Source organism: Pseudoselenomonas ruminantium (assembly GCF_900113715.1).
GTDB lineage: Bacteria > Bacillota > Negativicutes > Selenomonadales > Selenomonadaceae > Selenomonas_A > Selenomonas_A caprae.
The window spans coordinates 14,803-38,379 of record NZ_FOQK01000025.1 but is presented as its reverse complement, the minus strand read 5'-3'; the positions used below and the strand labels follow the sequence as shown (position 1 = coordinate 38,379).

Below are 23,577 nucleotides of genomic sequence, written 5' to 3'. Positions count from 1 at the left end.
GGAGAACAGTTATGGCGATTAAGATTTTGATTGCAGATGACCATGCGCTTCTGCGACAAGGCATCAAGCGTGTATTGAATTTCGAGGATGATTTGGAGGTCATCGGCGAAGCAGAGGATGGGCAGGAAACATTGGCGCGGACGCTGATGCTCCAGCCGGATGTACTGCTGCTGGATCTTAACATGCCGGGGCTCAGCGGGCTCGAAGTCGCACGCCAGCTCAAACAGGCAGATTGTCCGACGAAGATCATTGCACTGACAATCCATGACAGCGACAACTATGTGCTGGAGCTGCTCAAGAACGGTGCGCTGGGCTATCTGCTCAAGGATGTCGAGCCCTCGGTGCTCGTCAAGGCCATCCATGTGGTCAATGAGGGCAATGCCTTCGTCTATCCGAAACTGGCTGAGCGCTTGTTCGGCAGCTTGTCGCTGTCGGACGATGTGGAGACAAAGGCGCGCGAAATGCTCGACGAGAGCCGTGGGGAACGTCTGACGGCTCGCGAGATGGATGTGCTTGAGTGCATTGCCAAGGGCTTTTCGAATCAGGATATCGGCAAGGCCTTGGGCCTCAGCGAGAAGACGGTTAAGAATCATCTGACGAGCATTTTCCACAAGCTCAAGGTCAATGACCGCACGCAGGCGCTGGTTTATGTGCTCAAGAACAAGATCATATCGTTGGATTGATAAGAAATACGTGCGAATGAAGGAAGATATCCGGTCGGGTATCTCCTTTTTTTTTGCGCAGAGATGGAGTATAATAATAGAAGTGTATTAAAAATGAATCAAATTCGTAATTGATATTCATTCAGGAAAGCAGGGACGGCAGATGCTTTATCCATTGAATCTGGAACTGTCCGCCAAGGTCTGTGCCATCATAGGCGGTGGCCGTGTGGCGGAGCGCAAGGCGCAGGGATTGCTGGCGGCTGGTGCGCGTGTGACGGTCATCGCTCCGGAGGCGACCGCAGGCCTCAGGCAGCTGGCTGAGCAGCGGCTGCTTTGCTGGCGGCAGGAAGAGTACCGTCCTGGCAGCCTGCAGAAGCTGTGCCCCTTATTGGTTTTCTGCACGGCAGATGTGCCAGCAGTCAATCGGCAGGCCGCCGCAGAAGCGCGGTCGCTGGGGGCGCTGGTCAATGCTGCTGCGCAGCCTGAGATCACGGATTTTCAAGTGCCATCGCGCGTGCAGCGTGGCGATCTGCTGCTGACTGTGTCGACAGGCGGCGGCAGCCCGGCGTTTTCCCGGCTCCTGCGTGAGCGGCTGGAGCAGGAATATCCTGAAAGCTTTACAGCGTTCATGGACTGGCTGGCAAAGCTGCGGGCTGAAATCAAGCAAGTGCCTGGTGGCAGTGATACCCATCAGCAGTTATGGCGGCAGGTGCTCAACCAACAGATTATAGATTTAGTGAGAGCTGGCGAGCTTCGCCAGGCGGAGGATGAGATAAGACATGGAATTACTGATGCTGGGATTAAACCATAAGACAGCGCCCGTAGATGTGCGCGAGCGGTTTTCGATTCCTAAGCAGGCGGTGCGCAATGGCCTGGCGAATCTTAATGAATATGAAGGCCTGCTCGAGGCAGTTGTGTTATCGACTTGCAACCGCAGCGAGATGTATGCGGTGGTAGATGATGTGCGGCAGGAGCTGCCGACGCTGAAGCAGTTCTTGTTCGACCTTACGGGCAACGAGGAAAACATCGATGAGTATCTCTACCATTATGCACATGAGGATTGCATCCGCCATCTGTTCCGCGTAGCATCCAGTCTGGATTCACTGGTGCTGGGAGAGGGTCAGATACTCTCCCAGGTCAAGGAGGCCTATGCTTTGGGCCGTGAGGCTGGCACGACGAGTACGGTGCTGAATACCCTGTTCCATCGCGCGATTGCCACGGGCAAGCGCGTGCGCACGGAAACCCGCATCCAGTATAATTCGGTTTCGATAAGCTATGCGGCTGTCGAGCTTGCGCGCAAGGAGCTCGATGGTCTTGAAGGCTCGAATGCACTCATCTTCGGAGCGGGCAAGATGGCTGAGCTCACGGCACAGCATCTGGTGGCACATGGGGTCAAGAAGATATATGTGACCAATCGTCATTTCGACCGTGCCGAGCAGCTGGCTGAAAGGTTCGATGGCGAGGCCATCCCGTTTGAAGAGGCCATGAAGCAGGCCGTGGATGTCGATGTCATTGTGACTTCGACGGGAGCGCCGCATTACGTCATCAAGCCCTGGGAGACGCGCCAGCTCATGACGAAGCGCCGTGGACGCCATCTGTTCCTCATCGATATCGCCGTTCCGCGCGATGTCGACCCAGATGTCGGAGACATCAAGGGCGTCACGCTTTACAACATTGATGCACTGGAGGAAGTCGTCGACGAGCATATCCAGGAGCGCCGTGAGGAAGCTGAGCAGGCCAAGGACATCATCGAAGAGGAAGTCCTTTCCATCGAGGACAAGTTCCAGTACCTTTCGTTCCGGCCGCTGATGGCCTTGCTTTCGGAGCGCTGCGAGCGCATCCGGCAGCGGGAGATCAAGCGGGCGAGCTCGAAGCTGCCGGATCTCACACCGGAGGAGCAGCGTCAGATCGAGCACATGACCCGTATGATTGTGCGCAAGATCCTGCGCATGCCGATGATGAAACTCAATGCTTCGGCGGGAACGCCGCAGGAGGAGTTCTATATCGATGCGATGCGTTCGCTATTCAAACTTGATACGATAGGAGAGACAGCTACCCGTGAAGAAAGACACCATCATTATCGGTACGCGGAGCAGTAAGCTCGCGCTTTGGCAGGCGGAATACGTCAAGAGCCGCCTGGAGGAGAAATACCCGGCACTGACCGTTGAGCTGAAGCTCATGACGACCAAGGGAGACAAGATACTCGATGCGCCGTTGGCCAAGATCGGCGGCAAGGGCCTCTTTACCAAGGAGTTGGAAACAGACATGCTGACCGGGGGCATCGACCTGGCTGTGCATAGCCTCAAGGATATGCCGACAGAGGTTCCCGATGGCTTGGTGATTTCGGCCATCACCAAGCGCTTCGATCCCGGTGATGCGGTAGTCAGCCCGGAATACCAGCGCTTTGACGCTCTGCCACTCGGTGCGAAGGTCGGTACGTCGAGCCTGCGCCGCAAGGCACAGCTGCTGCATGTGCGCCCCGATCTCAATATCTGCGATCTGCGCGGCAATGTCAACACACGCTTGCAAAAGCTTGCGGATGAGGATTTTGATGCTATCATCCTGGCCGTGGCGGGGCTGAAGCGCCTGGGATTCGGCGAGCGCATCACGGATGTGCTGCCGAAGAGCATCGTCCTGCCGGCCGTAGGACAGGGGGCGCTGGCCATCGAGACGCGGGCCGATGATGCCGAGATCCGTGCGCTTATCGATTTCCTTAATGATGACGAGACTGTGCGGTGCGCGACAGCTGAGCGGGCATTCCTCGGCCGCGTCGAGGGCGGCTGCCAGGTGCCTGTCGGCGTTTATGCAACCCCGGCTGAGGCGGGGCAGCTGCAGGTCGAGGCCGTCATTGCCTCGCTCGATGGCAGCAAGCTTTACCGCGACAAGATCACAGGGCAGGCTGCTGATGCCGAGTTTCTCGGCCGTCAGCTGGCTGACATGCTGCTGGCAAAGGGCGGCCTTGAGATCATGCATAAACTCGGGCTGCTGCTTGATCGCAATTAATAAAGGAACAAGGGAGAGATAGATATATGGCAGGAATGGTTTATTTGGTGGGGGCTGGCCCCGGGGATTATCGTCTGATCAGCCTCAAGGCAGTGGACTGTCTCAAGCAGGCAGATGTTGTCGTCTATGATCGCCTGGCCGATGACCGCATTCTTCAGTGGGCGCCCGATGATGCTGAGTATATTTACGTCGGCAAGGCATCGAGCAATCATACGATGAAGCAGGAGGATATCAATCAGCTGCTGGTCGATAAGGCCAAGGAGGGAAAATGCGTCGTGCGTCTCAAGGGCGGCGATCCGTTTGTCTTTGGCCGTGGCGGTGAGGAAGGATTGCTGCTGCAGGAAAATGGCCTGCCCTTTGAAATCGTGCCAGGCATCACGTCGGCGATTTCGGTACCGGCTTATGCAGGGATTCCGGTCACGCATCGGGCGGTGGCGACTTCGTTTGCCGTGGTCACGGGCCATGAAGATCCGACCAAGGGAAAGAGCAATATGCGCTGGGAGCATCTGGCGACTGGTGTCGACACGCTCGTCTTCCTCATGGGCGTAGCGAATCTGCCGCATATCACGGCTAAACTCATCGAAAATGGCCGTCCGGCTGATACGCCGGCGGCTGTTATCCGCTGGGGTACGAAGCCTGAGCAGCGTGTGCTCATGACGACGGTCGGCACGGCAGCAGAGGATGTAGCGAAAGCTGGTCTCAAGCCGCCAGCAATCTTTATTGTTGGTGATGTTGTCAACCTGCGTGAAAAACTGCAGTGGTTTGATGAACCGAAGACGCATCCGCTGTTTGGTAAGACAGTGCTTGTCACGCGGGCCCGCAGCCAGGCTTCGAAGCTGACGGCGCGTCTTGAACAGCTGGGGGCCAAGGTTATCGAGACACCGGCTATCCGCATCGAAGATCCCGCCGATGATTATGCAGCGCTTGATGCTGCCATCGGCAATCTCAGCGATTATCAATGGCTGATTTTCACGAGCGTCAATGGTGTGGAGCATTTCTTTGCCCGTTTGTTTGCAGCTGGCAAGGACGCGCGGGCAATGGGATATGCGAAGGTGGCGGCTATTGGCAGCGCTACGGCTGAAAAGCTCAAGGCCTATGGCATACTGGCTGATGTCGTGCCGCAGGAATTCCGCGCCGAGGGTGTTTTGGAAGCGCTCCAGGGGAAACTGCCGCCCCATGCGAAGATCTTGCTGCCGCGGGCCCAGGAGGCTCGGGAGATCCTGCCCGAGAAGCTCCGTGAGCAGGGTGCGGTGGTAGATGTTGTCCCGGCATATCAGACCGTGGCTGCTGCCGTGGACGGGGAGGCACTCAAGGCCCAGCTCGCAAGCGGCAAGATCGACCTTGTAACCTTCACGAGCTCTTCGACAGTGACGAATCTCATCCAGATTGTGGGCGCGGCAGCCGCACTGGCTGGGGTGAAGACGGCCGCCATCGGCCCGGTCACGGCTGACACGGCCAAGAGCAATGGCATCGAGCCAGACATCGTGGCGAAAGAATACACGATTGATGGCCTTGTGGAAGCAATCAAAGAAAACATGTGATTTTCATAGGAGATGGACTTTATGTATACTCAGAAACTTCGCCCGCGCCGCATGCGCATCTCGCCTGCTATGCGCGCTATGGTCCGTGAGACGAGCCTTTCGGCCAAGGACTTTGTCTATCCGTTGTTTGTCGTTCCAGGCGAAAACATCAAAGAAGAGATCCCGAGCATGCCGGACTGCTATCATCTGTCGGTCGACAATGCCGTGAAGACTGCCCAGGAATGCTGGCAACTCGGCATTCCCGCCGTCGAGGTATTCGGCCTGCCAGAGTACAAGGACGAAGACGGTTCGAGTGCCTGGGATATGACGAGCCCCGTACAGCGCGCCATCAAGGCCATCAAGGAGGCTGTGCCGGAACTCATGGTCATTGGCGATGTCTGCCTGTGCCAGTATACGTCGCATGGTCATTGCGGCCATCTGGAAGACCACTACGTGGACAATGACAAGACGCTCAAGCTGTTGCAGAAAGTAGCGGTGTCGCAGGCAAAGGCCGGCGTGGACATCATTGCGCCGTCGGATATGATGGATGGCCGTGTGGCAGCCATCCGCGAGGCACTTGATGAAGCTGGCTATACCAATGTATCCATCATGAGCTATGCGGTCAAATACGCTTCGGGCTATTATGGCCCGTTCCGCGATGCTGCGGATAGCGCTCCCTGCTTTGGTGACCGCCGCCAGTATCAGATGGATCCGGCCAATGCCCATGAAGCCATCAAGGAAGTCGATCTCGATGTAGCCGAGGGGGCGGACATCATCATGGTGAAGCCAGCGCTGGCTTATCTCGATGTCGTGCGCCAGGTACGCGACCATATCCATCATCCGGTGGCTGTCTACAATGTCAGCGGCGAATATGCGATGGTCAAGGCGGCCGCTGCCAATGGCTGGATCGATGAGAAGCGCATCGTGCTGGAGACGCTCCTGAGCATGAAACGCGCCGGGGCCGATATCATCATCACGTATCATGCCATGGATGCTGCGAAATGGCTCAAAGAAGAGGTGTAAGCCATGTTGAATCTTGAAAAATCTGCTGCTGCCTTTGCTGAGGCCAAGAACCTCATGCCGGGGGGCGTCAATAGTCCGGTCCGCTCGTATGCTAGTGTGGACTGCAATCCGCCATTCATCGCCCGGGCTGAGGGCGATAAGATCTATGATATCGATGGCAACGAATACATCGATTATGTGGGTTCCTGGGGGCCGATGGTCGTCGGCCATGCGCATCCGCAGGTCGTCAAGGCCCTGCAGGAGGCTGCCACGCGCGGCACGAGCTATGGTGCGCCGACCTGCATCGAGTCGGAGCTGGCCAAGCTCGTCATGCAGGTCTATCCGTCGATTGAAGTCATCCGCATGGTGAACTCCGGCACGGAGGCGACGATGAGTGCGCTGCGTCTTGCCCGCGGCTATACGGGCCGGGATAAGATTGTCAAATTCATCGGCTGCTATCATGGCCATAGCGACAGCCTGCTCGTCAATGCCGGTTCGGGCATGGCAACGTTCGGTGTGCCGAGCTCGCCAGGGGTTACGAAGGGCACGGCACAGGATACGATTTCGGTGCCGTATAACGATGCGGAAGCCATCACGAAGGTCATGGAAGAGATTGGCGATGAGGTCGCAGCGGTCATCGTGGAGCCGGTGGCAGGCAACATGGGCTGCGTGCCGCCGAAGCAGGGCTACCTGCGCACGCTGCGCAATCTGACGGAAAAGCATGGCGCTCTGCTGATCTTCGATGAGGTCATGTGCGGGTTCCGTGCATCCCTGGGTGGGGCTCAGGCAGCTTATGGTATCACGCCAGACCTTACCTGCCTCGGCAAGATTATCGGCGGTGGCCTGCCGGTTGCTGCCTATGGCGGCCGCCGGGACATCATGCAGAAGGTCTCGCCGGCTGGCCCTGTCTATCAAGCGGGTACGCTCTCGGGCAACCCGCTGGCTATGACGGCAGGTCTTGAGACGCTCAAGATCCTTACGGCGGAGCCGGAGGATGGCAAGGCTGATTACAGCCGTGAGCTCACGCTCAAGACGAAGAAGCTCCTGCTGGGGTGGCAGGAAAAAGCCAAGGCAGCTGGCGTCACGATCCAGGCACATCAGGCCGGTTCGATGTTCGGTATCTTCTTCAATGATCACGATGTCTTTGACTATGAGGATTCCTGTGCGTCGGATCAGCAGGCGTTCAAAGTCTGGTTCAAGGCGATGCTCGAGCAGGGCATCTACCTGGCGCCGTCGCAGTTCGAGACGCTCTTCATGAGTGGCGCGCACAGCGATGCGGACATTGACCGTACAATCGCTGCTGCAGAGATTGCCTTCCAGGCTGTGGCTGACAGCAGAAAATAAATACAGACGCAAAAATCCCTGCAGACGATCAGAAGTCTGCAGGGATTTTTAAGTTTTTCCCATTTTCGCCGATAATACCTGTAGAGATGTCAGATCTGTACAGGAGGATAGCTTATGGCGGTAAAGATCGATGGTTTTGGCCTGCTTGCCGGGGAAACAGGCAGCAGGCAGACGACAACAGCAAAAGCAGCAGATTTCCAGCAGTTGTTCTCCAGTCTGCTGGCCCAGCGCAAAGGCAGCTTGGAAAAGACGCTGGAGGCAATGGAAGAACGGCGCGAAGAGATCAAGCAACTCAAGGTTCAGCGCGAGTTTTCCGAGACTGTGAAACGCATCCTGCCCGATGGCAGCATCCGGATCTCCGTTTATGAGAACGGTCATCTGGAGAGCTGCTATCGCCTGATGCCGAAACTCCGGCCGGTGATCGACGAGTCAAAGCCGATTCCCAAGGCCCCCGATGGCACGGAGCTTATCGGACAGGCCAAGGTCAAATTCGTGCCGCGCCGGAACATACTCGAAGAGATGCTCTGACGGCCTTATTTCACGATATGCTTGCCGCCGTAGTATCGCGGCTGCCAATAGTCACTGGACAGGCTGTCGATGCGGACGCCTTTGCTGGAGCTGGCGTGGATGAAGTCTCCATCACCCAGGTAGATGCCGCAGTGCGAGGCTCCGGGTTCATAGGTCGTGAAGAAGACGAGATCGCCGGGCACAAGCTGGCGGCTGCTGGTGGTGCGGCGTCCGAGCTTGTACTGCTCATCGGCTGTACGCGGTATGGCGATGCCGTTCTGGGCAAAGACGTATTGCAGGTAGCCGGAGCAGTCAAAGGCCTTGGGGGTTGTGCCGCCGAATTTGTAGGGCACACCGATATAGGACTTGGCTGTCTTGATGATGTCCTTGACCTTGCCCGGAGCAAGGATCGGTTTATTGTTCGGGGCAAGAGGAAGCTTTTGGTTGGGGAGCGAAGGCGCCGCTGGCGGCGGCACATTCGCTCCCCATTCGCGTTGCTTGGCCTTTTGGAGCGCCCGCCAGGTGGCATTGTTGACGATACCGGTCACGCGGATCTTCTGGTCGCGCTGGAATTCGGCAACAGCGCGTTCGGTTTCATTGCCATAGACGCCGTCAACGGAGCTGATGGTGTAGCCGATGGTCTTGAGCTTTTTCTGCAGCAGCAATACGTCATGACCGTGTGAGCCAGCATGAAGTGTGGGCGATGCAAAGGCAGCGCCAGTCAGGAACATAAGCGATACGCCAGTCAGGATGCCGGCGCGGAGCAACCGGGATTTCTTCATCGGAACCGTCCTTTCTGCCAAGAGGATAGCGGCTATTGGCCGTCAGGTCTCGCGCACATGGTCGAGGCCCTGGCTCATGAGCTTGACGACATGGTCGTCATCGAGGGAGTAGAAGGCTTCCTTGCCGACCTTGCGGAACTTCACCAGCCGGGCTGCGCGCAGTACGCGCAGCTGGTGTGAGATCGCAGACTGGCCCATCTGCAACGATTCGGCAATATCACAGACACAGAGCTCGGTTTCGGAGGCCAGCAGGGAGAGCAGCTTGATGCGGGTCTTGTCGCCAAGGATCTTGAAAATATCTGCGAGTTCCTGACTCGTAGCGTCGTCGAGTTTGTGGACGGCGCAGTGTTCTAATTTGTCTGGATGGGTATGATGAATCTCGCAGAGGTCATCGTTAGCTGTCAATTCTTCCATGGAATCCTCCCTAAGTTGTGCATATAATCATAATTATTATAGCAGTTTATGTATCGAATCGGAATGAAAATTTTCGGCCTGGCGTGATGTACTGGAGCAGGTTGACTTCGCTTTCCTCCACCATGGCCGGGACGTTGACCCGCGTGTCGGCAGTCTGGGGATGGCGGATGATCTGCAGTTCGCCCATGTAGCGCTGGTAGCCCTGGTTATCGATGGTGATGGCACCGACAGGCCGCACAAGCGTGTTTTCCGGTGCGATGATGCCGTGCTGCTTCTTCAGCAGCGCACGGCTTTCCTCGGCCCGGATGCAGTCACGGGCTTCATCGGCACGGGCCGTGAAGGTATGCGTGAGCAGTTCGCGCTGGATGGGATCATGGGTCAGGAGCTTTGCACGCAGTGTGACCTGGTCGCCAGCCAGGCTGCCGATGGCGGCCAGCTCTTCATCAGCGGGCAGGCTGTCAGCCAGAAACACTGAGTCGATGCCGAGGGCGATGAGATGGCGGGCGGCCAGCTCGCTGGGTTCGTCACGATGCTCCTCCATGGTCGGCAGGCCATCGTGCAGCGGGCCGCGGCGGCGATGCTGGCTGGGTACGAAGGCACCGGTGCGGATGCCGAGCTTGTGCAGCATCATCGTCTTGCGCACGAGGAATTCCTCGCTGATGCCGGTGCCGCGCCGCGGGTAGAAATTATGCAGCGCGTCGATCTGATGGAAGTTGGCGTCCATCTCGACGAGGGCACTCAGCAGCTTGCCTGTGATTGTCGAGGCGTTGAGCTGGATGCGGATGCCCTGCTTGTTGCGTGACAGCCGGACAATCTCCTCAAGCCCGAAGCCGTAATCGAGGCGCAGCGTAGTGATGCCGAGCATGCGGAAGGCTTGCGGGCTGAACTCCTTGATGCCGAGCAGTTCCATGGTTGCCGGCGAGATGTCGGAGATGACCTCCATATCATGCTGGCGGGCGGCTTTCAGGAGCTCTGAGAGCTCGCGCTTGAGGGCGGCGGTATTTGTTTCAGGGATATGCAGGGAGGTAAAGAGCCGGCGGAAACCGCAGGCGGCGGCCTTTTCAATCAGCGCCAGATTTTCCTCGGGGGTGTTGTCAAGGCCTGGATAGATGGAAATACCATTTTCCATAATATTACCTTCTTTATCATTTTATAGTCGTGCCGGAAGCGGGAATCACGCTTCGTTGGCAGGGTCATCGAAACCGAGCAGCCAGGCGGCGATGAAGCCGGTTACGTAGGCCGTGAGTACGCCTGCCAGATAGATGAGTACATGGTTGGTCGTGGCGGCCAGCGGCAGCCCCGAGATGCCGAGTGCCGAAGCACCGACCACGAAGGCTGCCTGGACGGCACCGCCGAAGGCACCACCGATGCAGGCAGCGAGGAATGGCTTGCCCAGCGGCAGGGTGACACCATAGATCAGCGGCTCACCGATGCCCATGATGCCGACCGGCAACGCTGAGGCGACGGTTTTCTTGAGATGGGGATTCTTCGTCTTGCAGAAGACGGCAAAGCTGGCGCCTACCTGACCAGCACCTGCCATGGCCAGGATCGGCAGCAGGATGGTCATGCCATATTGGGACAGCAGTTCGACATGGATCGGGGTAAATGCCTGATGGATGCCGAGCATGACGATGGGCAGCCAAAGACCGCCGAGTACAAAGCCTGTGATAGCACCGCCGCTCTGGACGGCCGTGGTGGCAGCACTGCCGATACTGCTAGCGATGAAGCCGCCGAGCGGCTGCAGCAGGCAGATGGCAATCGGCCCGGCAATCAGGAAGGTCAGCAGGGGAACCAGGAAGAGACTGAACATATCAGGGATCAGGCGCTGCAATCGCTTTTCAATCCAGGCACCGAGTGCGGCGACGAGCAGCACCGAGATGACACCGCCGCGTCCTGGAACGAGCTGGGTGTCTCCCAGCGTGATGGCTGCCAGTCCCGGATGGCTGATGAGTCCGCCTAGGATGCCGCCGAGGATCGGCGAGCCGCCGAATTCCTTGGCGGTGTTGTAGCCGATGAAAAGATTCATGCTCCAGAATACGACATTGCCAGCGACGGCACCAAGCTGGAACCAGGCAGTGCTCGTAATGGTGGGATCGAACTTGGCGGCGGTGCCTAAAAGTCCCGTAGTCAGGCCGCAGGCGATGAATGCCGGTATCAATGGCAGGAAAATGCTGGCAAGGCGTTTAAGGAATAACTTGAATGGTGTAGCATTTTTTGCCCGGATCTGCGCATGGAGCGCCTGGCCATCGCCAATCTGTGGCCTGGACGCAGAGGAAACAGCTTTGGCGGCGGCAGATTCTTTTGTCACGATATGGGAAAAGCAATCGGTGACGCTATCCGCTGTGCCAGGGCCGAGGATAATCTGCAGCTCATCGCCGGTATCGTTCACACCGAGGATGCCTTCAATCTTTTTCAGACGGGCTTCCATATCTGCGGGGCGTTGCGCAAGATACAGGCGCAGGCGGGTCATACAATGGCTGATGGAGGTGATGTTGGCGGCTGGGCCGGTCACGTCATAGATCTCTTGGGCGATGTGTTCGTAATTCATGATGACAGCTCCTCCTTTTTCTGCAAGGCAAGGTTGAGTTTTCCCTGCGAATGGGCAAGCAGAGCCTGTCCCTCAGCAGGCGTGCAGCCAGTGAGCTGGATCAGGATGGCCAGCTTGGCGCTGCCATCGGCGGCTTCCAGAGCGGCGATGGCGTCTTCACGGCTGCAGTCAGCGGCTTCCATGACGATGCGGCGGGCGCGTTCCTCGAGCTTGAGGTTGGAGGTTTTGACGTCGACCATCAGATTGCCGTAAACTTTGCCGAGTTTGATCATCGTGCCTGTGGAGAGCATATTGAGCACGAGTTTCTGGGCAGTGCCGGCCTTCATGCGCGTGCTGCCCGTGATGGCTTCGGGGCCGGTGACGGGAGTGATGGCGATATCGGCAAGCTCTGCAATCGTTGAAACGGCACTGCACGACAGGGCGATGGTGGCAGCACCGAGCTCGCGGGCATAGGTGAGACCGCCGATGACGTAGGGGGTACGGCCTGAGGCCGCAATGCCGACAAGCACATCGCCTCTTTGCAGGCCGATGTCCTCCAGGTCCTGACGGGCGAGTCCAGGATTGTCCTCTGCGCCCTCCTGGGCCTTGAAGATAGCTGGCAGTCCGCCGGCTATCAGTCCTTGCACGAGATCGGGGCTGGTGCCATAGGTCGGCGGGCATTCGACTGCGTCGAGGATGCCGAGACGGCCAGAGGTGCCAGCGCCGATGTAGATGAGACGGTTGCCGCAGCGGAGTCTGTCCGCAATCAGGTCGATGGCGGCGGCGATCTGCGGCAGTACATCCCTGACAGCGAGCGGTACTGTCTGATCCTCGTTATTGATGAGTGTCACCATAGCGAGCGTATCGAGCTCGTCGATATGAGCGGTCTGCGGATTGCGCCGCTCGGTTGTGAGTTGGTTTAGCTGAATCATTCTGCTTGCAGCTCCTTTTCGGGTATATGTGTTTAGTATACCACACGACATGCGAAAAAACCTTCCTCGCTTGCGAGGAAGGTTTTGTTTCTCTATGGAATCAGCCGACGAACGCCTGGCCAAAGTAAACGATGAGGCCCATGACGATAACAAACGGCAGATAGTATTTGACAGCGAACTTCAGCAGCTGGCCGTCGACACCGGTAACGCCGATGGAAGCAACAGCAATCGCGATGCTCTGCGGCGATACCATCTTGCCCGCGCAAGCGCCCGTAGCGTTAGCCGCGGCAATCCAGGACTGGACAGCCGGGCTTGCACCGATGGCCATAGCCGAGTCGGTCTGCAGCTTGCCAAACAGGACGCAGCTCGACGTAGCCGAGCCCGTGATGAAGGTACCGATCGAGCCGATGAAAGCAGCGATGCACGGATAAGCCGTACCCGTTGCAGCAACAGCCGTCTCAGCAATCTCGTGGGTCATGCCGGCATAGCCCATGACTTTAGCCGTAGCGATGACCGTGATGATCGTAAGGATCGTGAAGCGCAGATTGCCGATCGTGCGCTTGAGGACGCCGAGCATCTCACCGAAGCCAGCACCCTGGACATTGCCGCCGATAAAGGCAGCCAGCAGGATCAGCACACCCGGCGTAGCAACCCAGGTGAACGTATACGGTGCGCCGCCTTCACCTGTATAGATGAGAACCGACGACTTGATGAGGTTCAGCGGATCGTGGATTGCCGGGATGAGTTTCGACGTTGCCAGCAGGAAGACAAAGATGAGGATGAACGGCAGCCAAGCTTTGATACCGGCAGCAGCCGTGACAGGTTCCTCGTCTTCATGAGCAGGCATGGCAAACTCGGGATCGTTTACCGGGAAAGCCTTGGCGCAGCCAACGATGGCGGCCATGGCACCGATAGCACCAGCGACAACAGCGAGTTCCGGGCCCATGGTGGAAGCAACGACAAACTCTGGTACGAGGAAGCCGGCAGCGGCTGCGACGCACATGATCATCATGCCATTGAGTCCTTTGAGGGAACCACCGCTGGCTACCAGCGTCATGAGCAGCGGGCAGAGCAGCGTGAGCGGTGCGAGCTGCAGGCAGGTGTAGGTGGCCAGCGTCGTGGCATCGCTGCCCGTGACACTGCCGAGAGTGACAAGCGGGATGCCGATGGAACCGTAGGCAGTCGGCACAGAGTTGGCAATCAGGCAGACCGAAGCCGCCATGATCGGATTGATGCCGATGCCGGCAAGCATGCCGGCCGGAATCGCGATAGCCGTACCGAAGCCGGCCATACCCTCCAGGAAGCCGCCAAAGCCCCAACCAATCAGGAGGATGAGCACACGACGGTCATTGCTGACCGAGGTAAGCATCTTCTTGATGACATCCATACCCTTGGTGTGCAGGGAAAGGTTGTAGGTGAAGATTGCGGCGATGATGACCAGAAGGATTGGCCAGCAAGCCAGAGCCACACCTTCAAGGAAGGCCTGGAATGCGTGCAAAGCAGTCATATCGTAGAGAGCCATGCCGACCACCACAGAGATGACGAGTGCCAGAGAGCAGGCCTTGTGACCGGGCATATGAAGGATGCTCAGCGCAACGACCAGCCAAAGGATTGGGGACAGTGCGAGTAGAACCAAATGAGTTCATTCCTTTCTTTACAGCTCATTGTGAAAAAATGATGAAAATAAATAAGATACTTCATTATATAAGCAGGTACTAAAAAAGTCAATGCGATAGCGTAAAGGTTCTATTTTCAGAAAACTATGAATAGAATCCCGACGACAACAAAAGAACCCGGCAGGAACCGGGTCCAAAGAATGGGAGGATATTCAATAAAGGCGCTCGACTTCGTAGCCATTCTGAGCCAGTGCGTGGATGATGCGCTGGACGTGTTCTTCGTTGTGGGTCTCTACGGTGACTTCAAGCACGACCTTCTTGAAGCTGTCGGTGACCTTGGCTTGATTATGGTTGAGCTCGATGACGTTGGCGTTCTCTTCGGACAGGATGCGCGACACGTTGAGGAGTTGGCCAGGTTTGTCCGGCAGCAGGACGGCGAAGCAGAAGACGCGGCTGCGGGCGATCAGTGCCTTTTCAATCAGTGCGGAGATCATCGAGATGTCGATGTTGCCGCCGCTGACGATGGCCGCGACTTTCTTGCCCTTGAAGGGCAGTTTGGGCAGGGCGGCCAGCGAGAGGACGCCGGCGCCTTCGGCAATCAGCTTGTGCTTTTCGATGAGGGACAGCAGGGCGCCCATGATTTCCATCTCCGAGACGGTGATGATATCGTCGAGGTATTTTCGGCAGAACTCAAAGGTCAGGGTGCCGGCGGTTTTGACCGCGCAGCCATCGGCTACGGTGTCGGCACTGGACAGTGTCACGATCTTGTTCTTCTTCAGGGCCTTTTTCATGCAGGCCGCATTGGCTGGCTCGACACCGATGACCTTGATGCCGGGATTGACGAGTTTTGTTGCCAAAGCCACGCCTGAGGCGAAACCGCCACCGCCGATCGGCACGAGGATGGCATCGATATCCTTGCAGGCATCGATGATTTCGAGGGCCGTCGTGCCCTGGCCGAGCAGTACCTGCAGATCGTTGAACGGATGGATATAGACGTAGCCATGCTGCTTCTGGAGCTCGAGGCTGTAAGCATAGGCATCATCGAAGCCATCGCCATGCAGCACCACCTCGGCACCGAGGGCCTTGGTACCCTCGACTTTGAGGATCGGTGTCGTGGCCGGCATGCAGATGACTGCCTTGACACCGAGCTTCTGGGCGGCGAAGGCGACACCCTGGGCATGATTGCCAGCCGAGGCAGTGATTACGCCCTTGGCACGTTCCTCTTCGCTGAGCTGGCTGATCTTGTTATAGGCACCGCGCAGTTTGAAGGCACCAGTATGCTGGAGGTTTTCCGGTTTCAGGAAAACCTGGTTGCCGGATTGTTCCGAGAAAAAGTCACTGGGAATCAGCGGCGTTTTCTTGACCACGCCCTCGAGCTGCCGGGCGGCTTGATAGACACCGGCAATGGTGGTCGATGCGACGATTTCCTGGTTGGATGGTGATGCAGCGGCGGTTTTCGACATGGATGATGCCTCCTTAAAAGAATGTATACACAAATATACTAGAAAATAAGATTTACTTTACACTATAAAGGAGATATAAAGTTTAAATAGCCGTTAAGTGTTCTATAAAGTGTATCATCTTTTCGCAATTATTGTCAACGAATAAATCCTGGGGATTTTTTCGCGGAGATTGGGAAAATTTAGAGGAATTTTGCGGCAATTGCCGAAATATACAATATAAGCATTACGGGGGAGGAAGAAAATATGAAGAATCTTACCCGTATCTTGGTTCCTGTTGATTCATCTGCCGGTGCTGACCGGGCCGTGACGCTGGCCGCTAGTCTGGCACAGGCGACAGGAGCTGTCCTGGACGTGCTGCATGTCTCGTATTTCGATGCGGACACCGACGATGAGCAGGAGTCCTGGCTGCCTGCATCGATTGCGGGGCCGGTCGGACGCGTGGGGCAGGAGGCGCTGGAGCGGGCGAGGAAATACGTTCCCGCGTCGGTCACTGCCGTCTATCATCGCCGCACGGGAATCCCGGCTGAGGAGATCCTGGGCTTTGCCGCTGAAAAGCAGGCCGGGCTCATCGTGATTGGCTGCCGTGGACTTGGTGTGGTGGAAGGCTTTCTGTTGGGCAGCGTCAGTCAGGAAATCGTAGAACGGGCGACTGTCTCTGTGGTGGTGGCCAGATGAATTCGAGCATTTTATCAAGGGGGTAATACTATGTCGAGAAATATCCTTGTACCAGTAGATGGGTCGGAAGGTTCGGATCGTGCGGTAGCACAGGCGATTGCGCTGGCTGAGGCCTGCGAAGCCAAGCTGAACTTTCTGTATGTGGCGAATATCAACCAGCTGGCCATCAATGCCTGTCTTTCGGATGCGATCCTGGAGGCGGTCACCAAGGCTGGCAACGTCATCCTTGACCGGGCAATGGAGATGGTTCCCTCGGGCATCGAGAAGGAAGCCTTCTCGGAGACGGGCTCGCCAGCAGTCGTCATCCTAGACTTCGCGACGACTAACGAGATGGACATGATCGTCATGGGCAGCCGCGGGCTCGGTGTTGTCAAAGGCGTGCTGCTCGGCAGCGTCAGCCAGTACATCGTCGAGCAGTCCAAGTGCCCGGTACTGGTCGTGAAATAAGACAGAGCAGACAACAAAAAGGAGCAGCGGGAAGTTGTGGATAACTTCCCGCTGCTCCTTTTACGTATCTGTGTATAAAAGTTTGATTTTACCGGTTTTGCGCCAGTGATGCATATCGATGATGCGCTGGTTCGAGGAGCCACGGAAGGCCAGTGTGAGGTCCCGCTGTTCCTCCAGGAAGCGGCCGTCAATGAGCACATCGACTTCGGCGAGCAGCGCGTTGATGGCAGGATTGCAGCGTTGCTGCAGCTCTTCCAGCGTGAAGCCCGTGTAGCTCCAGACGGTCAGGCCGCGGGCATGGATCTCACGGGCCAGCCGTGCCAGCGGTGCGGGTTGCATGAAGGGCTCGCCCCCACTGAACGTGATGCCTGCGAGGAGCGGATTGGCATCGACCTCAGCCAGGATGGCCTCGGTGGTCGTCTCACGTCCGCCACGAAAGTCGTGGGTGGCAGGGTTATGGCAGCCGGGACAGTGATGCGGGCAGCCCTGGGTAAAGACGGTCAGCCGCATGCCCTCACCGTCGACCATTGAGTCATCGATGATACCGGCAATCTGCAGTTTCATCGTCAGTGCATGCCGTGCTTGACGCGGTCGTGTTCTTCACTCTTCTTGGCATCGTTCCAGCGATCGATGGTGCCGACGAGATAGCCTGTGATGCGGCGGATGCGCTCGAATTTGTGCGGCTGCAGGACGTAATCGATGTTTACTGTGTCATCGCCAGCAGACGAAATGCGCAGCGTGTCGATCTTATCGTTTGTCTCATTTTCGACATAGTCGATATAGTTGATGATTTCCTGCTCGGAAACATCAGAAAGTCCTTCAATCGTTACATCAATACCATTTACTACCATGATGATCCCCGTCCTTTTCCTATATTGCAAGTGCGCGTCAGCGCCTGATCTTTTGACGCAAGGCATTGCTTGAATCTGAACAAATTATACAATATGTATGGGGTGATAGTCAATAGATACACTATATATTGTTATCCACAGATTATTTTCCCTTTTGTGGATTACGAGTGGATAACCGTGCGGATCGGGTAAGGAATCTCGATTCCTTCTTCGCGATAGCGTTTGGTGAGTGCTTTGATGAATTCGTGACGGATGATGAATTGATGGTCAAAACGGCTGGAATGCATGAGCACGTTGAAATCGATGCTGGACTCGCCGAAGGTGTGGAAGCGCACGGCAGGCTTGATCTTCACATCCTTATCGACCTCTTGCAGTGTTTTTTCCGCGACTTCGAGGGTCACGCGCTCCACCAGGTCAAGATCGCTGCCATAGGCGACGCCGATGGGGATCTTGATGACGATGTCGCGGCGCGGCATGCTGAAATTGGTGATGATCGAAGACGCGATTTTTTGATTCGGTACAACGACCATGTTGGCGTCGCCAGCCGGTACAATAGTAGTGAAACGCCAAGTGATGTCGGTGACGCGCCCTTCTTCGCCTGTGCTGAGGCGGATGTAGTCGCCGATGCGCAGCTGCTTGGACAGGATGAGGTGTAGGCCTGAGAAGATATTGGCCAGCGTTTCCTGTAGCGAGAGGGCGACGGCCATACCACCGACACCGAGGGCGGTGAGGATCGGGGCGATCGATATGCCATAGTATTGGAGGATGACAAGGCCGCCCATCGCGTAGATGATGCAGTTGACGATGGCGTTGAGCAGGGTTGTCTTGGGAAGTTTCTGCTGGGAGCGCTCAATCTGCATGTTGATGATGCCGCTGACGGCACGGGCGATGACGCGGGTGATCGACAGGATGATGACCGTGAACAGGATATAGGAGAAGATGCGTACAAGCGGTTCGATGATGTCGATGGTGTTGACGATCCAGTAGAGACCGACAACGAGGCAGAGCGAGATCGGCACGCCTTGCAAGGCGTTGATGAAGATATACTGCCAGCTGGCTTCATCGGTGTCGAGATGCTGGGCGACCCGCCGGTGGATGATACGGTTGATGGTGATTCCGGCTGTAAGCGATGCTGCCAGGATGCAGCCCGGAATGATCAACATTTCAAGGAGATGGGTCCAGTCAATCCAGCCCATCCATGCTAAATTAGGCAAAAAATTACCTCCTCATCGTCGTTTTCGTGACAGGATTACTTGAACTTAAAAATCTCTCTAATTATACTATACCTATGTGAAAAGAAAAGGTGATTTTCACGAATTCAGGAAACGGAGTGATAGCATGGCCGAGATTCTGCAATCTGGAGAGCGCTTGCAGCTGCGCAAGGCAGAGCTCACGGATCTGGACTATATAATGAAGCTGGAATACGAACCGGAAAACCTCAAGTTCATCGTACCCTTTGACCGGGAGTTCCATACGCGCATCATTGCGGAGGGCAAGGCCGCAATGGATGTCATTGTCGAAGAACGGGCGACGGGGGCGGCAGTTGGTTATCTGATGATCAATGGGCTGACGACACCGGCCAAGGAAATCGAGTGGACGCATGTCATCATCGGCAAGAAGGGGCTGGGCTACGGGCATGAAGCGATGAAGCTTTTGAAGGCCTGGGCTTTCGATACCTTGGGGTTCCACCGGGCCTGGCTCGACTGCAAGGACTACAACGCGCGGGCCTTGCATCTCTATGAATCGGAAGGCATGCTGCGCGAGGGGCTGATCCGGGAGACGATACTGACCAATGGCGTCTATGAGAATCTCGTGATACTCGGCATCCTCGATCGCGAATATCGCGCGCGCAGGGAGCAGGGGCTGGAGCTTGGCTGCTGACCGCTGCTGCCGGAAAAACAAGAAAAACAGGACACATGTTTAGAAAACACGATGAAATACGTGGTGATTAAAGACATGTGTCCTTTTATTATGCGAAGGAAAGCGATACAATAATAGCAACAAAGGGAAACATGATGATGCGATTCGTCAATCCTTGTAAACATAGTTACCTATCCATAGGGAGGAATTTTCATGAAAGCAACGGAAATCTTAGCGTGTGTCGATCATACGTATCTCAAACAGACGGCGACCTGGGCAGATATCGAGAAAATCTGCGATGAGGCAGTCGAATATCATACGGCCACGGTCATGGTGCCGTCTTGCTTTGTGCCGCGCATCAAGGCACAGTATGGTGATTCGCTCAAGATCGCGACGGTAGTTGGTTTCCCGAACGGCAACTGCAATACGGCAGCCAAGATTGCCGAGACGGCACAGGCTCTGGCTGATGGCGCCGTAGAGATTGACATGGTCATCAACATCGGCATGCTCAAGGCTGGCGAGACGGATTACGTCACTGAAGAAATCCGCGCCCTCAAGCGCCTCTGCGGCGAGCGCGTGCTCAAGGTCATCGTAGAGACCTGCTTCCTGACGGAAGCGGAGAAGATTGCCGCTTGTGAGTGCGTGACGAAGGCTGGCGCTGATATCATCAAGACGTCGACGGGCTTTGGCTCGGCTGGTGCGAAGCTTGAAGACATCGAACTCTTCAAGAAGCACATCGGCGAAGGCGTTGAGATGAAGGCTGCTGGCGGCATCCATACGCGTGAGGAAATGGAAGGCTTCCTCAAGGCTGGCTGCACGCGTCTTGGTGCCAGTGCTGCGGTCAAGGTACTCAAAGACGAAATCGGCAAATAACAGTGGCGCTAGAAGGGAAGGGTATAAAGTGAGTAAGTTCAAACGCGCGTTCATCATTGTTCTGGATAGCTATGGTATTGGCCGTGAGCCGGATGCGCCGGAGTTTGGCGACGATGTCTGCAATACGCTCAGATCCATCGCCGCTTCGCCGAAGTACGACACGCCGAACATGAAGAAGCTTGGCCTGTTCAACATCGATGGTGTCGGCTGCGGCACGCCGGAAGCAGAGCCAATCGGCGCATTTGCCCGCCTGCGTGAGCTTTCGCGCGGCAAGGATACGACGACGGGGCATTGGGAGATCGCGGGCATCGTGTCCGAGCGGCCGATGCCGACCTATCCGGATGGCTTCCCGGCTGACCTCATCGCGAAGCTGGAGAAGGCTTTTGGCAAGAAGATACTCTGCAATAAGCCCTATTCGGGTACGCAGGTCATCCATGACTATGGGCAGGAGCAGGAAAAGACGGGGGGGCTCATCGTCTACACGTCGGCAGACAGCGTATTTCAGATTGCTGCCAATGAGGCGGATGTTCCCATCGAGGAACTCTATGGCTACTGCAAGACGGCTCGCGAGATCCTGCAGGGCGAGCACGGTGTCGGCCGTGTCATTGCCCGTCCGTATGTCGGTAGTTTCCCGGATTATACGCGCACGTCGCGCCGTCATGACTTCTCCCTTGACCCGACCGGTGATACGATGATGGACGCCTTGCAGCGCAAGGGGCTGGAGACGATTGGTGTCGGCAAGATCTCGGATATCTTTGCTGGCCGCAGCATCAGCCGCAGCCTTGGCATCAACAAGGACAATGTCGATGGCATGGAAAAGACGCTGAAGCTCATGGATGAGGATTTCACGGGCCTGTGCTTCGTGAACCTGGTCGACTTTGATATGCAGTACGGCCACCGTCGCAATATCGATGGCTATGCTGAGGCTGCCACGGTCTTTGACCGCCAGCTCGGCGAGTTCATGGCCAAGATGCGCGACGACGATGTGCTGATGATCACGGCTGACCACGGCTGCGATCCGGGAGCTCCAGGCACGGATCATACGCGTGAGTATGTGCCACTGCTCGTCTATGGCAAGCAGATCAAGGCTGGTTTGAATCTGGGCACGTATCCGACCTTTGCGATGATCGGGGCAACGATTGCGGATATGTTCGGCTGCGAGCTCAAGACGAAGGGCGAGAGCCTGCTGCCACGGCTGGTGAAAGACTGATAATAAGGGGGAGGCATCACCTCCCCTGTTATATAAAGGAGATATGCAGCAATGAGAATGTATGATCTTATCACGAAGAAAAAACATGGCGAGGTCCTGACGGATGAGGAAATCCAGTTCATGATCACGGGATATGTCAATGGTGAGATTCCTGACTATCAGATGTCCGCAATGACGATGGCCATCTGGTTCAACGGCATGAACGATCATGAGATCACAGAACTCACGAAAGTCATGGCGCAGTCTGGCGATATGATCGATCTGTCGGCTATTGCTGGCAAAAAGGTCGACAAGCATTCTACGGGCGGTGTCGGCGACAAGACGACGCTGATCGTGGCACCAATCGTGGCGGCCTGTGGCGGCAAGGTTGCCAAGATGTCAGGCCGCGGCCTTGGGCATACGGGCGGCACGGTCGATAAGCTCGAGGCGATCCCGGGCTATCGCACGGTGCTCGACCGCAAGGAATTCTTCGATACGGTCAACAAATGCGGTATGAGCCTCATTGGCCAGTCGGGCAATCTGGCTCCGGCTGATAAGAAACTCTATGCGCTGCGTGATGTCACGGCTACGGTCGACAGCATCCCGCTCATTGCTTCCTCCATCATGAGCAAGAAACTGGCAGCTGGCAGCGACTGCATCCTGCTGGACGTCAAGACGGGCAGCGGTGCCTTCATGAAGACGCTCGATGACTCGATCAAGCTCGCGCAGACGATGGTAGCCATCGGCGAGGGCGCTGGCCGCCGCACGGTGGCGTTGATCACCGATATGGATACGCCGCTGGGCTTTGGCATCGGCAACAGCCTGGAAGTCATCGAGTCGATGGATGTCCTCAAGGGCCGTGGCCCGGCTGACCTTACGGAAGTATCGCTGCAGCTGGCTGAGAACATGCTGTATCTCGTTGGCAAAGGCACGATCGAGGAATGCCGGGCGATGGCGGAGAAAGCCATTGCCGATGGCAGTGCCTTCGAGACGTTCTGCACGATGGTCCGTGAACAGGGCGGCGATGACTCCGTGCTGCGCGACTATGAGAAGTTTGCCCAGGCACCATACAAGCAGGAAGTCTTGGCTGAGCGCGATGGTTTCATCACCAAGATGAATGCGGAGGAGATCGGTGAGACGTCGGTCATCCTTGGTGCTGGCCGCGAGACGAAGGACAGCGACATTGACTTCTCGGCAGGTCTTGTCCTGCACAAGAAGTTTGGTGATGCCGTCAAGAAGGGCGACAGCCTGGTGACGCTCTACACGTCCAAGGAAGCATCGCTGAAGGATGCGGAGCGCCTGTACCGCGAGGCTGTAGTCATCGGCGATACCCAGCCGGTCAAAGAGCCACTGGTCTATGCCCGCGTGGAGAAGGACAAAGTCGAAAAGTATTGATTGTTGCGGCGAGGGATAAAGAATGCCTCCCCTGGGGGAGGCGTTTTTTATCGGCAAAATTGTCAATAAATTTTGTATTGAGGGAGTGTTTTAGCGTGAATGACAAAGAATTGATTGAAGTCGCGCGCAAGTACCGTGAGTTTTCTTATAGCCCGTACTCCAACTTCAAAGTCGGTGCGGCGGTGCTGACGAAGAAGGGCAATGTGTACGGCGGCTGCAATGTGGAGAACTCAAGCTACCCGCTGACCAACTGTGCGGAGCGTACGGCCATCTTCAAGGCGGTATCCGAGGGCGAACGCGAGATTGAGGCCATCGCTTTGATTGCCGATACCGAGGGGCCGTGTTCACCATGTGGTGCCTGCCGTCAAGTCATGGGAGAGTTCCACATCAACCGCATCATCATGGCGAATCTCAAGGGGGATGTAAAGGTGGTTACCCTGGAGGAAGTCCTTCCGTTTGCCTTTACTGAAAAAGATCTCTAAATTCATAGATAAAGTTTGACAATACCAGATGCG

Annotated in this window: 25 protein-coding genes; 15 read left to right on the top strand and 10 right to left on the bottom strand. The window is 56.5% G+C overall.

Annotation, left to right across the window (positions count from 1 at the left end; translation table 11 throughout):
- The first annotated feature begins 11 nt into the window (after nucleotides 1–11).
- The 8 genes from BM181_RS12040 (at nucleotide 12) to BM181_RS12005 (ending at nucleotide 8,059) form a co-directional block, all read left to right on the top strand.
- Nucleotides 12–683 (top strand): response regulator, encoded by a 672-nt coding sequence (locus BM181_RS12040; RefSeq protein ID WP_075445277.1) that lies wholly within the window; start codon nucleotides 12–14, stop codon nucleotides 681–683.
- Between the two features lie 142 nt (nucleotides 684–825).
- Complete coding sequence (locus BM181_RS12035) at nucleotides 826–1,473, top strand: precorrin-2 dehydrogenase/sirohydrochlorin ferrochelatase family protein (protein WP_075445275.1); 648 nt, start codon at nucleotides 826–828, stop codon at nucleotides 1,471–1,473.
- Nucleotides 1,442–2,761 carry a glutamyl-tRNA reductase gene (hemA, locus tag BM181_RS12030; protein WP_075445273.1) on the top strand — a complete coding sequence of 440 codons (1,320 nt, stop codon included), beginning with the start codon at nucleotides 1,442–1,444 and terminating at the stop codon, nucleotides 2,759–2,761. Before BM181_RS12035 ends, hemA begins: the two co-directional genes overlap by 32 nt.
- Nucleotides 2,721–3,665: a hydroxymethylbilane synthase gene (hemC, locus tag BM181_RS12025; protein WP_075445271.1), complete on the top strand. Its 945-nt coding sequence runs from the start codon at nucleotides 2,721–2,723 to the stop codon at nucleotides 3,663–3,665. The genes hemA and hemC overlap by 41 nt, the downstream gene beginning before the upstream one ends.
- Before the next feature lie 26 nt (nucleotides 3,666–3,691).
- Entirely contained in the window at nucleotides 3,692–5,206 is a 1,515-nt protein-coding gene (gene cobA / locus BM181_RS12020) for a uroporphyrinogen-III C-methyltransferase (protein ID WP_075445269.1), read from the top strand.
- A 21-nt stretch (nucleotides 5,207–5,227) separates the two neighbouring features.
- On the top strand, nucleotides 5,228–6,208 hold the full coding sequence (hemB, locus tag BM181_RS12015; protein WP_075445267.1) for a porphobilinogen synthase: 981 nt from the start codon (nucleotides 5,228–5,230) through the stop codon (nucleotides 6,206–6,208).
- 3 nt (nucleotides 6,209–6,211) lie between these two features.
- On the top strand, nucleotides 6,212–7,531 hold the full coding sequence (gene hemL, locus BM181_RS12010; protein ID WP_075445265.1) for a glutamate-1-semialdehyde 2,1-aminomutase: 1,320 nt from the start codon (nucleotides 6,212–6,214) through the stop codon (nucleotides 7,529–7,531).
- 114 nt (nucleotides 7,532–7,645) lie between these two features.
- Nucleotides 7,646–8,059 carry a hypothetical protein gene (locus tag BM181_RS12005; protein WP_075445264.1) on the top strand — a complete coding sequence of 138 codons (414 nt, stop codon included), beginning with the start codon at nucleotides 7,646–7,648 and terminating at the stop codon, nucleotides 8,057–8,059.
- A gap of 5 nt (nucleotides 8,060–8,064) precedes the next feature.
- Here the strand turns inward: BM181_RS12005 and BM181_RS12000 are convergent, their stop codons facing one another.
- The 7 genes from BM181_RS12000 to ilvA all read right to left on the bottom strand — a co-directional run bounded on the left by BM181_RS12000 (nucleotide 8,065) and on the right by ilvA (nucleotide 15,772).
- Nucleotides 8,065–8,820 carry a C40 family peptidase gene (locus tag BM181_RS12000; RefSeq protein WP_075445262.1) on the bottom strand — a complete coding sequence of 252 codons (756 nt, stop codon included), beginning with the start codon at nucleotides 8,818–8,820 and terminating at the stop codon, nucleotides 8,065–8,067.
- Between the two features lie 42 nt (nucleotides 8,821–8,862).
- Nucleotides 8,863–9,234: an ArsR/SmtB family transcription factor gene (locus BM181_RS11995; RefSeq protein ID WP_082336299.1), complete on the bottom strand. Its 372-nt coding sequence runs from the start codon at nucleotides 9,232–9,234 to the stop codon at nucleotides 8,863–8,865.
- 46 nt (nucleotides 9,235–9,280) lie between these two features.
- Complete coding sequence (locus BM181_RS11990; RefSeq protein WP_075445260.1) at nucleotides 9,281–10,363, bottom strand: DUF871 domain-containing protein; 1,083 nt, start codon at nucleotides 10,361–10,363, stop codon at nucleotides 9,281–9,283.
- 45 nt (nucleotides 10,364–10,408) lie between these two features.
- The gene (locus BM181_RS11985; protein WP_075445258.1) at nucleotides 10,409–11,782 is read right to left on the bottom strand and encodes a PTS transporter subunit EIIC; all 1,374 of its coding nucleotides are present in this window, start codon (nucleotides 11,780–11,782) and stop codon (nucleotides 10,409–10,411) included.
- The gene (gene murQ, locus BM181_RS11980) at nucleotides 11,779–12,693 is read right to left on the bottom strand and encodes an N-acetylmuramic acid 6-phosphate etherase (protein WP_075445256.1); all 915 of its coding nucleotides are present in this window, start codon (nucleotides 12,691–12,693) and stop codon (nucleotides 11,779–11,781) included. Before murQ ends, BM181_RS11985 begins: the two co-directional genes overlap by 4 nt.
- Before the next feature lie 100 nt (nucleotides 12,694–12,793).
- Nucleotides 12,794–14,329, bottom strand: a complete 1,536-nt coding sequence (locus BM181_RS11975; RefSeq protein ID WP_075445254.1) for an L-lactate permease — start codon at nucleotides 14,327–14,329, stop codon at nucleotides 12,794–12,796.
- 192 nt (nucleotides 14,330–14,521) lie between these two features.
- The gene (gene ilvA, locus BM181_RS11970; RefSeq protein ID WP_075445252.1) at nucleotides 14,522–15,772 is read right to left on the bottom strand and encodes a threonine ammonia-lyase; all 1,251 of its coding nucleotides are present in this window, start codon (nucleotides 15,770–15,772) and stop codon (nucleotides 14,522–14,524) included.
- A 243-nt stretch (nucleotides 15,773–16,015) separates the two neighbouring features.
- Between ilvA and BM181_RS11965 the strand changes: the two genes are divergently transcribed.
- Entirely contained in the window at nucleotides 16,016–16,447 is a 432-nt protein-coding gene (locus BM181_RS11965; RefSeq protein ID WP_075445250.1) for a universal stress protein, read from the top strand.
- Nucleotides 16,448–16,477: 30 nt separating this feature from the next.
- Entirely contained in the window at nucleotides 16,478–16,894 is a 417-nt protein-coding gene (locus BM181_RS11960; protein WP_075445248.1) for a universal stress protein, read from the top strand.
- Between the two features lie 60 nt (nucleotides 16,895–16,954).
- Here BM181_RS11960 and nrdG read toward each other — a convergent pair whose 3' ends face one another.
- From nrdG to BM181_RS11945, 3 genes are all read right to left on the bottom strand, one after another.
- On the bottom strand, nucleotides 16,955–17,458 hold the full coding sequence (gene nrdG, locus BM181_RS11955; protein WP_075445246.1) for an anaerobic ribonucleoside-triphosphate reductase activating protein: 504 nt from the start codon (nucleotides 17,456–17,458) through the stop codon (nucleotides 16,955–16,957).
- Nucleotides 17,459–17,460: 2 nt separating this feature from the next.
- A complete protein-coding gene (gene nrdD / locus BM181_RS11950; protein ID WP_075445244.1) occupies nucleotides 17,461–17,745 on the bottom strand; it encodes an anaerobic ribonucleoside-triphosphate reductase in 285 nt (94 codons plus the stop codon).
- A gap of 161 nt (nucleotides 17,746–17,906) precedes the next feature.
- Complete coding sequence (locus BM181_RS11945; RefSeq protein ID WP_075445242.1) at nucleotides 17,907–18,941, bottom strand: mechanosensitive ion channel family protein; 1,035 nt, start codon at nucleotides 18,939–18,941, stop codon at nucleotides 17,907–17,909.
- A gap of 142 nt (nucleotides 18,942–19,083) precedes the next feature.
- Between BM181_RS11945 and BM181_RS11940 the strand changes: the two genes are divergently transcribed.
- The 5 genes from BM181_RS11940 to BM181_RS11920 all read left to right on the top strand — a co-directional run bounded on the left by BM181_RS11940 (nucleotide 19,084) and on the right by BM181_RS11920 (nucleotide 23,544).
- A complete protein-coding gene (locus BM181_RS11940; RefSeq protein WP_075445240.1) occupies nucleotides 19,084–19,626 on the top strand; it encodes a GNAT family N-acetyltransferase in 543 nt (180 codons plus the stop codon).
- 192 nt (nucleotides 19,627–19,818) lie between these two features.
- Nucleotides 19,819–20,478, top strand: a complete 660-nt coding sequence (deoC, locus tag BM181_RS11935; RefSeq protein ID WP_075445238.1) for a deoxyribose-phosphate aldolase — start codon at nucleotides 19,819–19,821, stop codon at nucleotides 20,476–20,478.
- A gap of 28 nt (nucleotides 20,479–20,506) precedes the next feature.
- Nucleotides 20,507–21,688, top strand: a complete 1,182-nt coding sequence (locus BM181_RS11930) for a phosphopentomutase (RefSeq protein ID WP_075445236.1) — start codon at nucleotides 20,507–20,509, stop codon at nucleotides 21,686–21,688.
- 51 nt (nucleotides 21,689–21,739) lie between these two features.
- On the top strand, nucleotides 21,740–23,062 hold the full coding sequence (locus BM181_RS11925) for a pyrimidine-nucleoside phosphorylase (RefSeq protein ID WP_075445234.1): 1,323 nt from the start codon (nucleotides 21,740–21,742) through the stop codon (nucleotides 23,060–23,062).
- A 95-nt stretch (nucleotides 23,063–23,157) separates the two neighbouring features.
- Nucleotides 23,158–23,544: a cytidine deaminase gene (locus BM181_RS11920; RefSeq protein ID WP_075445232.1), complete on the top strand. Its 387-nt coding sequence runs from the start codon at nucleotides 23,158–23,160 to the stop codon at nucleotides 23,542–23,544.
- The last annotated feature ends 33 nt before the right edge of the window (nucleotides 23,545–23,577 follow it).

What these genes read in the sequence shown, in the direction of transcription:
- BM181_RS12040 (WP_075445277.1), top strand. Translation starts at nt 12, where the DNA reads ATGGCGATTAAGATTTTGATTGCAGATGACCATGCGCTTCTGCGACAA.
- BM181_RS12035 (WP_075445275.1), top strand. Translation starts at nt 826, where the DNA reads ATGCTTTATCCATTGAATCTGGAACTGTCCGCCAAGGTCTGTGCCATC.
- hemA (WP_075445273.1), top strand. Translation starts at nt 1,442, where the DNA reads ATGGAATTACTGATGCTGGGATTAAACCATAAGACAGCGCCCGTAGAT.
- cobA (WP_075445269.1), top strand. Translation starts at nt 3,692, where the DNA reads ATGGCAGGAATGGTTTATTTGGTGGGGGCTGGCCCCGGGGATTATCGT.
- hemB (WP_075445267.1), top strand. Translation starts at nt 5,228, where the DNA reads ATGTATACTCAGAAACTTCGCCCGCGCCGCATGCGCATCTCGCCTGCT.
- hemL (WP_075445265.1), top strand. Translation starts at nt 6,212, where the DNA reads ATGTTGAATCTTGAAAAATCTGCTGCTGCCTTTGCTGAGGCCAAGAAC.
- BM181_RS12005 (WP_075445264.1), top strand. Translation starts at nt 7,646, where the DNA reads ATGGCGGTAAAGATCGATGGTTTTGGCCTGCTTGCCGGGGAAACAGGC.
- BM181_RS12000 (WP_075445262.1), bottom strand. Translation starts at nt 8,820, where the DNA reads ATGAAGAAATCCCGGTTGCTCCGCGCCGGCATCCTGACTGGCGTATCG.
- BM181_RS11995 (WP_082336299.1), bottom strand. Translation starts at nt 9,234, where the DNA reads ATGGAAGAATTGACAGCTAACGATGACCTCTGCGAGATTCATCATACC.
- BM181_RS11990 (WP_075445260.1), bottom strand. Translation starts at nt 10,363, where the DNA reads ATGGAAAATGGTATTTCCATCTATCCAGGCCTTGACAACACCCCCGAG.
- BM181_RS11985 (WP_075445258.1), bottom strand. Translation starts at nt 11,782, where the DNA reads ATGAATTACGAACACATCGCCCAAGAGATCTATGACGTGACCGGCCCA.
- murQ (WP_075445256.1), bottom strand. Translation starts at nt 12,693, where the DNA reads ATGATTCAGCTAAACCAACTCACAACCGAGCGGCGCAATCCGCAGACC.
- ilvA (WP_075445252.1), bottom strand. Translation starts at nt 15,772, where the DNA reads ATGTCGAAAACCGCCGCTGCATCACCATCCAACCAGGAAATCGTCGCA.
- BM181_RS11965 (WP_075445250.1), top strand. Translation starts at nt 16,016, where the DNA reads ATGAAGAATCTTACCCGTATCTTGGTTCCTGTTGATTCATCTGCCGGT.
- BM181_RS11960 (WP_075445248.1), top strand. Translation starts at nt 16,478, where the DNA reads ATGTCGAGAAATATCCTTGTACCAGTAGATGGGTCGGAAGGTTCGGAT.
- nrdG (WP_075445246.1), bottom strand. Translation starts at nt 17,458, where the DNA reads ATGAAACTGCAGATTGCCGGTATCATCGATGACTCAATGGTCGACGGT.
- nrdD (WP_075445244.1), bottom strand. Translation starts at nt 17,745, where the DNA reads ATGGTAGTAAATGGTATTGATGTAACGATTGAAGGACTTTCTGATGTT.
- BM181_RS11945 (WP_075445242.1), bottom strand. Translation starts at nt 18,941, where the DNA reads ATGGGCTGGATTGACTGGACCCATCTCCTTGAAATGTTGATCATTCCG.
- BM181_RS11940 (WP_075445240.1), top strand. Translation starts at nt 19,084, where the DNA reads ATGGCCGAGATTCTGCAATCTGGAGAGCGCTTGCAGCTGCGCAAGGCA.
- deoC (WP_075445238.1), top strand. Translation starts at nt 19,819, where the DNA reads ATGAAAGCAACGGAAATCTTAGCGTGTGTCGATCATACGTATCTCAAA.
- BM181_RS11925 (WP_075445234.1), top strand. Translation starts at nt 21,740, where the DNA reads ATGAGAATGTATGATCTTATCACGAAGAAAAAACATGGCGAGGTCCTG.